This is a genomic window from Streptomyces sp. NPDC001832 (assembly GCF_040297265.1).
In the GTDB taxonomy this organism is placed as follows: Bacteria; Actinomycetota; Actinomycetes; order Streptomycetales; family Streptomycetaceae; genus Streptomyces.
Genome location: NZ_JBEOYU010000001.1, coordinates 250459 through 262770, shown reverse-complemented (window position 1 = coordinate 262770; position 12312 = coordinate 250459). Strand labels below are relative to the sequence as shown.

General features: G+C 69.7%; 10 protein-coding genes. 5 read left to right on the top strand and 5 right to left on the bottom strand.

The annotated features are described in order from the left end of the window. Nucleotides 1-134 precede the first annotated feature (134 nt). Complete coding sequence (locus ABT115_RS01230; RefSeq protein ID WP_351782507.1) at nucleotides 135-1469, bottom strand: DUF2252 domain-containing protein; 1335 nt, start codon at nucleotides 1467-1469, stop codon at nucleotides 135-137. A 190-nt stretch (nucleotides 1470-1659) separates the two neighbouring features. Here ABT115_RS01230 and dnaE point away from each other — a divergent pair, with 190 nt between their 5' ends. Beyond that, nucleotides 1660-5199, top strand: a complete 3540-nt coding sequence (gene dnaE, locus ABT115_RS01225; protein ID WP_351782504.1) for a DNA polymerase III subunit alpha — start codon at nucleotides 1660-1662, stop codon at nucleotides 5197-5199. 114 nt (nucleotides 5200-5313) lie between these two features. Here the strand turns inward: dnaE and ABT115_RS01220 are convergent, their stop codons facing one another. After that, the gene (locus ABT115_RS01220; protein ID WP_351782501.1) at nucleotides 5314-5493 is read right to left on the bottom strand and encodes a hypothetical protein; all 180 of its coding nucleotides are present in this window, start codon (nucleotides 5491-5493) and stop codon (nucleotides 5314-5316) included. Between the two features lie 224 nt (nucleotides 5494-5717). Here ABT115_RS01220 and ABT115_RS01215 point away from each other — a divergent pair, with 224 nt between their 5' ends. From ABT115_RS01215 to ABT115_RS01200, 4 genes are all read left to right on the top strand, one after another. Next, on the top strand, nucleotides 5718-6989 hold the full coding sequence (locus tag ABT115_RS01215) for an NYN domain-containing protein (RefSeq protein ID WP_351782498.1): 1272 nt from the start codon (nucleotides 5718-5720) through the stop codon (nucleotides 6987-6989). Nucleotides 6990-7143: 154 nt separating this feature from the next. Beyond that, the gene (locus tag ABT115_RS01210; RefSeq protein ID WP_351783033.1) at nucleotides 7144-8118 is read left to right on the top strand and encodes an ABC transporter ATP-binding protein; all 975 of its coding nucleotides are present in this window, start codon (nucleotides 7144-7146) and stop codon (nucleotides 8116-8118) included. Between the two features lie 27 nt (nucleotides 8119-8145). Further along, on the top strand, nucleotides 8146-9024 hold the full coding sequence (locus ABT115_RS01205) for an ABC transporter permease (protein ID WP_351782495.1): 879 nt from the start codon (nucleotides 8146-8148) through the stop codon (nucleotides 9022-9024). 34 nt (nucleotides 9025-9058) lie between these two features. Then, nucleotides 9059-9793 carry an ABC transporter permease gene (locus ABT115_RS01200; protein WP_351782492.1) on the top strand — a complete coding sequence of 245 codons (735 nt, stop codon included), beginning with the start codon at nucleotides 9059-9061 and terminating at the stop codon, nucleotides 9791-9793. A gap of 63 nt (nucleotides 9794-9856) precedes the next feature. Here the strand turns inward: ABT115_RS01200 and ybaK are convergent, their stop codons facing one another. From ybaK to ABT115_RS01185, 3 genes are read right to left on the bottom strand one after another with little or no spacing between them, the layout of a single operon-like run. Next, the gene (gene ybaK / locus ABT115_RS01195) at nucleotides 9857-10363 is read right to left on the bottom strand and encodes a Cys-tRNA(Pro) deacylase (RefSeq protein WP_351782489.1); all 507 of its coding nucleotides are present in this window, start codon (nucleotides 10361-10363) and stop codon (nucleotides 9857-9859) included. Nucleotides 10364-10395: 32 nt separating this feature from the next. Beyond that, the gene (locus tag ABT115_RS01190) at nucleotides 10396-11139 is read right to left on the bottom strand and encodes an LON peptidase substrate-binding domain-containing protein (protein WP_351782486.1); all 744 of its coding nucleotides are present in this window, start codon (nucleotides 11137-11139) and stop codon (nucleotides 10396-10398) included. A gap of 5 nt (nucleotides 11140-11144) precedes the next feature. After that, nucleotides 11145-12182, bottom strand: a complete 1038-nt coding sequence (locus ABT115_RS01185; protein WP_351782483.1) for a hypothetical protein — start codon at nucleotides 12180-12182, stop codon at nucleotides 11145-11147. Nucleotides 12183-12312: the final 130 nt, after the last annotated feature.

Genomic DNA, 12312 nt, shown 5'->3' with positions numbered 1-12312 from the left:
CTCGCAAGGAGCAGGGGAGACCTCATCCGAGGACATCCCGGCGCCTTGGAATCGCACGCACCAGACCGCGTCCGCTTTCCGATCGGAGGCTACCCGACAGCCTCTGAAGGGCACGCGTGGGCCTGCGCGGGGACCTACAGCCCCGGAATGCGGCCGTTGCGGAAGAGGTCCACAAAGATCTGGTGGTCGGCGCGGGCCCGGGCGCCGTAGCTGTGGGCGAAGTCCACCAGCAGCTCGGCGAAGCCCTCCTCGTTCGCCGCGATCGCCGCGTCGATCGCCCGCTCCGTGGAGAACGGCACCAGCGAGTGGCCGCTCTCGTCGTCCGCCGCGGAGTGCATCGTCGCCGTCGCCCGGCCGAGGTCGGCGACGACCGCGGCGATCTCCTCCAGCTCATCGATGTCGGACCAGTCCAGATCGACCGCGTACGGAGATACCTCGGCGACCAGTTGTCCGGCCCCGTCCAGCTCGGTCCAGCCGAGCCACGGGTCGGCGTGCGCCTGCAGGGCGCGCTGCGAGATGACCGTGCGGTGACCCTCGTGCTGGAAGTATTCGCGAACGGCCGCGTCGGTGATGTGCCGTGAGACCGCGGGGGTCTGCGCCTGCTTGAGATAGATCACCACATCGTTCTCCAAGGCGTCGCTGTTGCCCTCCAGAAGGATGTTGTACGAGGGCAGTCCGGCCGAACCGATGCCGATGCCGCGACGGCCGACGACATCCTTCACCCGGTACGAGTCGGGGCGGGCCAGGCTCGACTCCGGCAGCGTCTCCAGATAGCCGTCGAAGGCGGACAGCACCTTGTAGCGCGTCGCCGCGTCCAGATCGACCGAGCCACCGCCGGCCGCGAACCGGCGCTCGAAGTCCCGGATCTCCGTCATCGAGTCCAGCAGCGAGAACCGGGTCAGAGACCGGGCGTCGCGCAGCGCGTCCAGCAGCGGGCCCTCAGCGGTGTCCAGCGTGAAGGGCGGCAGCTCCGCCATGTCGCCGTTCTTCGCGCCCGTCGCCAGTGCGTGGATCCGCTCACGGTAGGCCGTCGCGTAGACCCGGACCAGATCGGTGATCTGGTCGTCACCCAGCGCCTTCGCGTACCCGATCAGCGCGACGGAGGCGGCGAACCGCTTGAGGTCCCAGGTGAACGGGCCGACATACGCCTCGTCGAAGTCGTTCACGTTGAAGATCAGCCGACCGTTGGCGTCCATGTACGTACCGAAGTTCTCCGCGTGCAGATCGCCGTGGATCCATACCCGGCCGGTCCGCTCGTCCAGGTACGGGCCGCCGTGCCGCTCCCGCTCCAGGTCGTTGTAGAACAGGCATGCCGTGCCGCGGTAGAAGGCGAACGCCGAGCCCGCCATCTTGCGGAACTTGACCCGGAAGGCAGCCGGATCGGCGGCCAGCAGCTCCCCGAACGCGGTGTCGAAAACCTCAAGAATCTGCTCCCCGCGCTGCGCTGCGCCGGTCTGCGCTTCCGACATCTCTGGGTGCCTCCTGGTACCTGACCTGCATGAAAATGGGACGGGCTTGCATCACGAATGGGACGGGCTTCTCAGCCGCTTCAACGCGCGACCGGACCTGGGAGTGCCCTTCGACTGTCACCTCGCAGACGTAGACTTCCACGCTGTCCCCCCAGTCCGTCATCGCCAGTTTTCCCGGAGGCCCGACGTCGTGACCAAGGCGCCCTTTACGCACCTTCACGTCCACACCCAGTACTCGCTGCTGGACGGTGCCGCGCGGCTCAAGGACATGTTCGCTGCCTGCAATGAGATGGGCATGTCGCACATCGCGATGACGGATCACGGCAACCTGCACGGGGCGTACGACTTCTTCCATTCGGCGCAGAAGGCGGGCGTCACGCCGATCATCGGGATCGAGGCGTACGTCGCTCCGGAGTCGCGCAAGCACAAGCGGAAGATCCAGTGGGGTCAGCCGCACCAGAAGCGGGACGACGTCTCCGGTTCCGGTGGTTACACCCACAAGACGATCTGGGCGTCGAACGCGACGGGGCTGCACAACCTCTTCCGGCTGTCCTCGGACGCGTACGCGGAGGGCTGGCTGCAGAAGTGGCCCCGTATGGACAAGGAGACCATCGCCCAGTGGTCCGAGGGCCTGATCGCCTCGACCGGCTGCCCCTCGGGCGAGGTGCAGACACGACTGCGGCTCGGCCAGTTCGACGAGGCGGTCCAGGCGGCCTCCGACTACAAGGACATCTTCGGCGAGGGCAAGTACTTCCTGGAGCTGATGGACCACGGCATCGAGATCGAGCGCCGGGTCCGTGACGGGCTCCTCGAAATCGGCAGGAAGCTGAACATCCCGCCGCTGGTGACCAACGACTCGCACTACACCTACGCGCACGAGGCCACCGCCCACGACGCGCTGCTGTGCATCCAGACCGGCAAGAACCTCTCCGACCCGGACCGCTTCCGCTTCGACGGCACCGGCTACTACCTCAAGACGACTGAGGAGATGTACGGCGTCGACTCCTCCGACGCCTGGCAGGAGGGGTGCGCCAACACGCTGCTGGTCGCCGAGCAGATCGACACCAGCGGGATGTTCGAGAAGCGCGACCTGATGCCGAAGTTCGACATCCCGGACGGCTACACGGAGATCACCTGGTTCCAGGAGGAGGTCCGGGTCGGGATGAACCGCCGCTTCCCGGGCGGTGTCCCCGAGGACCGGCAGAAGCAGGCCGAGTACGAGATGGACGTCATCATCCAGATGGGGTTCCCGGGGTACTTCCTGGTGGTCGCCGACTTCATCATGTGGGCGAAGAACAACGGCATCGCGGTCGGCCCCGGCCGAGGCTCCGCGGCCGGCTCGATCGTGGCGTACGCGATGGGCATCACCGACCTCGACCCGATCGAGCACGGACTGATCTTCGAGCGGTTCCTCAACCCCGAGCGTGTCTCCATGCCCGATGTCGACATCGACTTCGACGAGCGTCGGCGCGTCGAAGTGATCAGGTACGTGACGGAGAAGTACGGCGCCGACAAGGTCGCCATGATCGGCACATACGGCAAGATCAAGGCGAAGAACGCCATCAAGGACTCCGCCCGTGTCCTCGGCTACCCGTACGCGATGGGCGACCGGCTCACCAAGGCCATGCCCGCCGATGTCCTCGGCAAGGGCATCGACCTCAACGGCATCACCGACCCCAAGCACCCGCGCTACAGCGAGGCGGGCGAGATCCGGGGGATGTACGAGAACGAGCCGGACGTGAAGAAGGTCATCGACACCGCGAAGGGTGTCGAGGGCCTGGTCCGGCAGATGGGTGTGCACGCCGCAGGCGTGATCATGTCCAGCGAGCCCATCGTCGATCACGCCCCGGTCTGGGTGCGGCACACCGACGGCGTCACCATCACGCAGTGGGACTACCCGCAGTGCGAGTCGCTCGGCCTGCTGAAGATGGACTTCCTCGGCCTGCGCAACCTCACCATCATGGACGACGCCGTCAAAATGGTGGAGAGCAACAAGGGCGTCAAGCTGGACCTGCTCGGCCTCCCGCTGGACGACCCGAAGACGTACGACATGCTCTGCCGCGGTGACACGCTCGGTGTGTTCCAGTTCGACGGTGGCCCGATGCGCTCCCTGCTGCGCCAGATGCAGCCTGACAACTTCGAGGACATCTCCGCCGTCTCGGCCCTCTACCGGCCGGGCCCGATGGGCATGAACTCGCACACGAACTACGCCGAGCGCAAGAACGGCCGCCAGGAGATCACCCCGATCCACCCGGAGCTGGAGGAGCCGCTCAAGGAGACGCTTGGCCTGACCTACGGCCTGATCGTCTACCAGGAGCAGGTGCAGAAGGCTGCCCAGATCATCGCCGGATACTCGCTCGGCGAGGCTGACATCCTGCGCCGCGTGATGGGCAAGAAGAAGCCCGAGGAACTGGAGAAGAACTTCGTCCTCTTCCAGGCGGGCGCCAAGAAGAAGGGCTTCTCCGACGCCGCGATCCAGGCCCTGTGGGACGTGCTGGTCCCGTTCGCCGGGTACGCGTTCAACAAGGCGCACTCCTCCGCGTACGGCCTGGTCACCTACTGGACCGCGTACCTGAAGGCGAACTACCCCGCCGAGTACATGGCGGCGCTGCTGACCTCGGTCAAGGACGACAAGGACAAGTCGGCGGTCTATCTCAACGAGTGCCGTCGCATGGGCATCAAGGTGCTGCCGCCCAATGTGAACGAGTCCCTGTCGAACTTCGCCGCGCAGGGTGACGACGTGATCCTCTTCGGCCTCACGGCCGTCCGGAACGTGGGCCAGAACGTCGTCGACTCGATCATCCGATGCCGCAAGGCGAAGGGAAAGTACAGCAGCTTCCCCGACTTCCTGGACAAGGTCGAGGCGGTCGTCTGCAACAAGCGCACCGTCGAATCGCTGATCAAGGCCGGCGCCTTCGACGAGATGGGCCACACCCGTAAGGGCCTGGTCGCCCACCACGAGCCGATGATCGACAACGTGGTGCAGGTCAAGCGCAAGGAGGCCGAGGGGCAGTTCGACCTCTTCGGCGGCATGGGCGAGGAGGAGAGTGACGAGCCGGGCTTCGGGCTCGACGTGGAGTTCTCCGACATCGAGTGGGAGAAGTCCTACCTGCTGGCCCAGGAGCGCGAGATGCTCGGCCTGTACGTCTCCGACCACCCGCTCTTCGGTCTGGAACACGTGCTGTCCGACAAGGCCGACTCCTCGATCTCCCAGCTGACCGGCGGGGAGCACGCCGACGGTGCCATCGTCACCGTCGGAGGCATCATCTCCGGCCTGCAGCGCAAGATGACCAAGCAGGGCAACGCCTGGGCCATCGCCACGGTCGAGGACCTGGCCGGATCCATCGAGTGCATGTTCTTCCCCGCCACCTACCAACTGGTCTCCACCCAGCTCGTCGAGGACACCGTCGTCTTCGTCAAGGGACGCCTCGACAAGCGGGAGGACGTGCCCCGGCTCGTCGCCATGGAGATGCAGGTCCCCGACATCTCGTCGGCCGGCACCAACGCCCCCGTGGTCCTGACCATCCCCACGGTCAAGATCACCCCGCCGATGGTCAGCCGCCTCGGCGAGGTCCTCAGCAACCACCGGGGCGACACAGAGGTGCGGATCAAGCTCCAGGGCCCCCGCAAGACCACGGTTCTCCGGCTCGACCGGCACCGGGTGAAGCCCGACCCGGCGCTCTTCGGTGACCTGAAAGTGCTGCTCGGACCGTCCTGCCTGGCTGGCTGAGAGGCCACCCGACAGCCTCTGAGCCGCTTCACGGTCGGCGTGCGAGAAGAGGGGCGCCCCGCGCATGCGGGAGCGCCCCACCCGGCCACCCGGCCGGACCGGAGACCTGCCCGGTCAGTTGTGGCCGAAGCGCCGCTGGTGCTTACGGGCCACATCAGCAGGGCTGCCCTGGCCTTGCGCCTGCGGCTGTATCTGCGACTCGTAAGCAGGCGACTGGGCCTCTTCCGCACCGCGTTGCGCACCGGACGCGCGGTTCTGCCGGCTGCTCTGCTTGCGGTTCTTGTTCTTGGCCATGGTGTTCCTCCTACGGGGACTCTCGGGGCCAGGACCGCGTTCAGATTCACATGACGGGATAAACCGTGCATGTTGGATCATTACCGTGCGTAGTGAGGGGGTATCATGCGCCGTTTTCCGGATCCGCCACGCCGATGATCGAGTTCCCGCCGTCAACCCCTGTGCGTTCGGGCAGACTCGAAGGAAACCCTTGGCAAAGACCACACCCGAACTTCTGGAAGAGGGTGGAACCCGTGGACCGTTGCGTCGTCCTGGTGGACGCCGGCTACCTGCTGGGCGCAGCCGCGAGTCTGCTGGCCGGGGAGCCCGCCCGTTCCCGCATCACCGTCGACCACGCGGCCCTCATCCGGGGCCTGCGTGAGCTGGCGGAGGCCGATACGCAGCAGCCGCTGCTGCGGATCTACTGGTTCGACGGCGCCCCCGACCGCGTACCGCAGCCCGAGCACCGCAGACTCCGCGTGATGCCCCGGGTCACCGTCCGGCTCGGCGCCCTCACCCGCAGTGACGGGCGCTGGGCGCAGAAGGGGGTCGACGCCGCGATGCACGCCGAGCTCACCGAACTCGCCAGGAACCGGGCCTGCTCCGACGTGGTGCTGGTGACCGGTGACGGCGATCTGCTGCCCGGCCTGATGTCCGCCAAGGAACACGGCGTCGCCGTCCATCTGTGGGCCGTCCAGGCCGCCGACGGCGACTACAACCAGTCCGAGGACCTCGTCGCCGAGGCCGACGAACGAAGGGTGCTCGACCGGGCCTGGATCACCCAGGCCGTACGGGCCAAGGAGACCGGCGGCGTCTGCGCCCCGCCGCCCGTGCCACGGCCGGAGATCGCCGCGATCCTCTCCGCACCGCTGCCCGAGGCAGCCCTGGCCGCCTCCGCCGAGCGGGCATCGGAGGCCCAGGCGGCGGCCGACCGCAACACTTCGGCCCCGCCGCCCGAGGAGAGTCCCACCGCCGACCGGCCCGGCCACGGTGCCAAGGGCGTCCCCACCCCGAAGGACCTGGCGGGCAGCCTGCGCGGCCCCGGCACCCAGCCTGCCCAGCCGTCGCCCGCCAACGCCACCCTGCGCTGGTCCTCCGACAAGGGCTGGATGGAGCGCGGCGGACCGCTGGGCGAGCCCGCCGAAACCGCTTCCCTCCCGACGCTGGCCCAGCTCACCAGCGCCGAGCAACGCTGGGCGGACCGCGAGGAGGACATCACCACCGTCGGCGGCGACCCTTTCGAGGTCGGACAGGTCTTCGCCCGGCGCTGGATGGAGCGGCTGCCGGATACCGCTCATCTCCAGAAGCTGTCGACCATGTATCCGCGCATCCCGCACCGCATCGACGGCGAACTGCTGCGGTACGCGGCACGGTTCGGCCTGCTCGCCCACAAGGACGACCAGATCGACGAACACGACCGCTACGCGATCCGGGCCGGGTTCTGGCGGGAGATCGATGTACGGGCCGCGGCGGAACACGCCCCGGCGGTGGAGCGGACGAGCCCGTCCGGAGACTGACGGCACAACCGGCCCGCGGTCGGGCACCCCGGCCGGCGACTGCGGCGTCGGCGCCCGGCCGGCATGCCCCCGGGCGCAATACGGGGCATCCGACCCCGTACTCTCGTACCTCGTGAGTACGGGCACAGCACAGGCGCATACGGCGACCGGGACCGTGTGCGCGGTGCGTGACCTGGTCAAGACCTATCCCGCCGCCCGCGGCCGCCGCGGTGCACCCCCCACACCCGAGGTGCGCGCCACCGACGGGATCAGCCTGGATGTGCGGCGCGGCGAGATCTTCGGACTTCTCGGCCCCAACGGCGCCGGAAAGTCGACCCTGGTACGACAGCTCACCGGCCTGATGCGGCCCGACTCCGGCAGCGTCACCGTGCTGGGCCACGACCTCGTACGCCACCCCGAGCGGGCCTCCCGGCTGATCGGGTACCTCGGGCAGGAGTCCACCGCACTCGACGAGCTGACCGTCTCGCTCGCCGCCGAGACCACCGGACGGCTGCGCGGCCTCGCGGCACGGGATGCCCGAGCCGAGCGCGACGCCGTACTCGACGAACTCGGCCTCACCGAGATCGCGGGACGTCCCCTGAAGAAGCTCTCCGGCGGACAGCGGCGGCTCGCCTGCTTCGCGGCCGCGCTGGTCGGCGAGCGGCCGGTGCTGGTGCTGGACGAGCCGACGACCGGCATGGACCCCGTCGCGCGGCGCGCCGTCTGGGCCGCCGTCGACCGGCGCAGGGCCGAACGCGGCACGACGGTGCTGCTCGTCACCCACAACGTCATCGAGGCCGAGACGGTCCTCGACCGGGTCGCCGTGATCGAACGAGGCAGGGTCATTGCCTGCGACACGCCTACCGGGCTCAAGGAATGTGTCGCGGGCGAGGTCCGAGTCGAGCTGGTGTGGCGCGAAGCGGCGCCCCTGGATGTGCCCGAGGTGGTCGCGCTGCGCGGTTCGGCCCAGGAGTCCGGGCGGCGCTGGGTGCTGCGGCTCGGCCCGGACGAGGCACGGGCGGCGGTCGCCGCGGTGACCGGCGGCGCGGCCTTTGCCGCACTCGACGACTTCACGCTGGCGAGGCCCAGCCTGGAGGACGTCTATCTCGCGCTCGGCGGGGACGCGACCAAGGGGCTGGAGAAGTCATGACCGGGGCGGGCGGGGCGACCGGGGCGCATGCGTGACCGGGCAGGGAGCGAACAGGAGCAGCACCAGGTGACGAACATCGTTCCCGCGCAGGCGGTGACCGGACCGGTCCGGACCGCCGACGACAGCCGTGCCGGTGATGAGGAGGCGGCTCCTGCGCCGCTCGCGCCGCAGGCCCGCCTGTTCCCCTCGCTCGTGGCCGTCTACCGTGCCCAGCTGTCCAGGGCCAGGGTCGCCCGTATCCCGCTGCTCTTCGTCGCGACCTTCCAGTCCGTCGGGATCATGGTGCTGATGCGCGGGGTCGTCGACGGCGGCTTGGAGGCGCGCGCCGTCGTCTCCGGATCCAGCGTCCTCGTGGTGGCCTTCGTCGCGCTCAACCTGCTCGCCCAGTACTTCGGGCAGCTGCGGGCCGGCGGCGGGCTCGACCACTACGCCACACTGCCGGTGCCGCCCGCCGCGGTGGTGCTCGGTGCGGCCGGGGCATACGCCTCCTTCACCGTGCCCGGCACGGTCGTCACGGCAGTGGTGGGGAGCGTGCTGTTCGGGCTGCCGCTGACGCATCTGTGGGTGCTCGTCGCCGTCATCCCGCTCTCCGGGGCGGCGCTCTCCGGGCTCGGTGCCGCGATGGGGCTGCTCGCGCCCCGGCAGGAGCTGGCCACGCTGCTCGGGCAGCTGGGCATGTCGGCGGCGTTGTTGCTCGGCGTCCTGCCGGCCGACCAGCTTCCCGGGCCGGTCGACTGGGCCCGCGATCTGCTGCCGTCGACGTACGGTGTCGAGGCGCTCTCCCGGTCCTTCGACGCCCACCCCGACTGGGCCGTCGTCGCACTGGATCTCGGGGTCTGCGCCGTCGTCGGCGTCCTCTCGCTGGCCGCGGCCACCTGGGCGTACCGCAGGGCAGCGGTCCGGTGAGGCGCGGCACAGGGACGCCTGGCACGATGGCACGGTGACCGCACCTCTGACTCCGCCCGACCAGCCCTCGTCCAACGGCCCCTGGCAGACCCCGCCGAAATGGGGTGGTCAGGGTGGTTCCGGCGGTCCGGCCGGCTCCCACTCCGGCAGCGCGCCGGAGTCGCAGGAGGACTGGAATCTCCGGTCGGATCTGCTGCGGGCCGCTGCCGTCACCGCTCTCGTGACCGCCGCGGGCATCGGGCTCGGACTTCTCTGGCTGTGGCTGGCGCCGCGGGTTCCGCTGATCTCCGACGGCACGGCCGTCTTCCTCAGCGACAGCGAGGGCGAGGAGGCGATCGGCGCCGACGGTACGTTCGTGCTGCTGGCGCTGGCATTCGGTGCGCTCTCCGCGGTACTGGTCTTCTTGTTCCAGCGGCGCGGCGGAATCGCCCTGGTGGTGGGGCTGGCGCTGGGCGCACTGCTCGGTTCGCTGCTGGCCTGGCGGCTGGGGGTGTGGCTCGGGCCGGACCAGGACGTGGTCGCGCACGCGCGAGCGGTCGGCAAGGGCGTGGTCTTCGATGCGCCGCTTCAGCTGCGAGCGAAGGGGGCGTTGCTGGTATGGCCGCTGGTAGCGATGGCGGTTCATCTCGGGTTGACGGCGTTGTTCGCGCCGCGGGACCCGGAGCAGGAGTCGGGTGTGTTTCCGGGGTGGGCTGCGGGTGGGCCTGTGCCGGGGGCGGGGTCGCCCGCGGGTGGGGATGCGCCGCCTGTGCCGCCAGCTGAGTCTTAGGCGGTGCCGGTGCCGGGTGGGCCGCTGCGCGGGGGCTTGTGCCCTATCCCCGGCCGATCACCGCTATCCCCGGCCGATCACCGCGAACACCGCCCCCGTCAGGGACGCCAGATCCATGGGGGACAGTTCGACCTCCAGGCCGCGGCGGCCTGCCGAGACGCAGATTGTTTCGTGGGACTGTGCCGACGCGTCCACCACCGTACGCAGCCGCTTCCGCTGGCCCAGGGGGGAGATGCCGCCCCGTACGTAGCCGGTGGTGCGTTCTGCTGCCGCCGGGTCGGCCATGGCGGCTCGTTTGCCGCCCACCGTGGAGGCCAGGGCCTTGAGGTCCAGGGAGCCGGCCACCGGAACGACCGCCACGGTGAGTGTGCCGTCGACGTCCGCGACCAGGGTCTTGAAGACCCGGTCGGGGGAGACGCCCAGGGCCTCGGCCGCCTCCTCGCCGTAGGAGGAGGCCGACGCCGGGTCGTGGTCGTAGGAATGGACGGTGAACGCCGTGCCGGCCGCGGTCAGCGCGACCGTTGCCGGGGTACCGCCGGACTGCTGCTGCTTCTTCGGCTTCTTCGCCACGGGGGAGGTTCCTCGGGTCGTTCGGTCGTCAGTCAGTTGGGGTGGGTCGGGGCACGCGTCAGGTCCACCGCGGGCAGGGACGGCAGATGCCGGATGACGGCGGTCTCGGAGCGCAGCAGCGTCAGTTCCTCGCGCAGCCGGGTCGCGGTGTCGGGTGCCTGGAGCAGCCGCTGCTTGCACGGGATGTCTAGTACGGCCGCCGCCGCGACCAGGTAGGAGACCACGGAGGGGTCGTCGGGCAGGTCCGCACCCGTCGTCAGGGACCGTTCGCTCGCCCCGGCCAGCCGCTTCTGGTAGCTGCGGAATGCCCGCAGGACGCCCTCGGCGAGTGCGCCGGCCTCCTCGCCGGGTTTCTCGTCCAGCTCTTCGACTTCGGCCGTCAGATAGGGGCCGCCCGCCTCGACGGAGAGCAGCTTGACCCGGGTGGTGCCGGTCGCCAGGACATCGAAGCTGCCGTCCGGCCGTTCCCGGATCTTCGCCGCGTCGGCGATGCAGCCGACCCGGTGGAAGGTCTGGATCGGGTCGGGGCCGAAGCCGTCGGCGGGACCACGCTCGGCGGGTGTGCTCACCGCCTGCGGCATTCCGGCGGCCGTCGGGGCGATCTCGCGGCCGTCGCGGATCGCGACCACGGCGAAGCGGCGGGGTTCGTCGGCGTCGGTCTTCAGCAGCTCGCGCATCATGGCGCGATAACGCTCTTCGAAGGCGTTCAGCGGCAGTACGAGGCCGGGGAACAGCACCGCGTTCAGCGGGAACAGAGGCAGGCGAGCGGTGGTCACAACGGTCAAGCGTAATGGCCGCGGGGCCGGTGCCGGTCGGCCCGGCCCGGCCCGGGCGTCGCGCAGGCCACCCGGAGCCGCGCGTCGCTCCTCGCGTCGAGGAACCGGCCGAGCGGATCGTCGGAGACCGACGACCACGGGAACGACGCCGCATGGGGTCCGATCTGCCGGAACTGTTCCAGCGCCTCGCCCCAGCGGCCCCGCGCGACCAGCACGTACGCCAGCAGGTTGCGGACCTCGGCGGGCCACGGATCGCCGGGTGCGAACGAGGCGGACAGCGTGATCGCCAGATCCGCCGCGGCGTCGATCCGTTCCTCCTGCACCGAGGTGGTCCGTACGTCCGGTCCCTCGATCAGCAGGGTGAAGGCGGCCCGCAGCGGCAGCGCCTGCACCAGCGAGCTGGGCAGTGAGTCCTCGGCGGCCCGCTCGGCGAAGTCGAAGCACTCGCGGTGCGAGCCGTGCCAGGCGGCGGAGAGGTATCGAAGCGCCGCGACATGGCAGCCGAAGTGGTGCGAGGAGCGCTGGATCGCTTGTTCCCACAGCGCCTCGAACATGGTGTGCGTGGCATGGGTGCCGCGTGCATGGTCGAGCGCGAGCCGCCACGGCACCGGGTCGCGGGGATCGCTCTCGGCCGCTGCGGTGATCAGCGGCCCCACCTCGCGCAGCTGCTCTGCCCGGACGGGCGACTCCCAGGCCCGGCGGACCGCCAGCTCGGCCTTGACGAGCAGCGCGTCCGGGTCGTGCGGCGCGGCGGCGAGCCAGTCGGTCAGCCATCCGTCGCGGCTGCGGGCGAACGTGACGAGCCGGCTGAGGTAGCGGTCCCGGTTCTCCCACTCGGCGCCGTCCCGGGTGGTGGCGAGGAGTTTCGCGGCCGGTTCGTACTCCCCGAGGGCGGCGGCGACGAGCGCCGGGGAGAGCCGCTCGTCGGGGGCGTCGAGCAGCACCGCGTCGTCCGCCGGCAGCCCGGCGGACCCCTGTGGGGAGTGCCGGATCAAGCGCGCGGTACGGAGCAGAGTGCGAAGGAATGGCATGGTGCAGACCATTGAAAAGCGCTGGTCGGGGTGGCGCCAGGGGGGTGCTGTGAAGCTTTGGTGCCGACTGAATGGGTTGTAGCGAGCGGTGTCAATAGAAGGTAAAGGAAAGTGGGGAATCTGGCTTGTTTCTACTGATCCG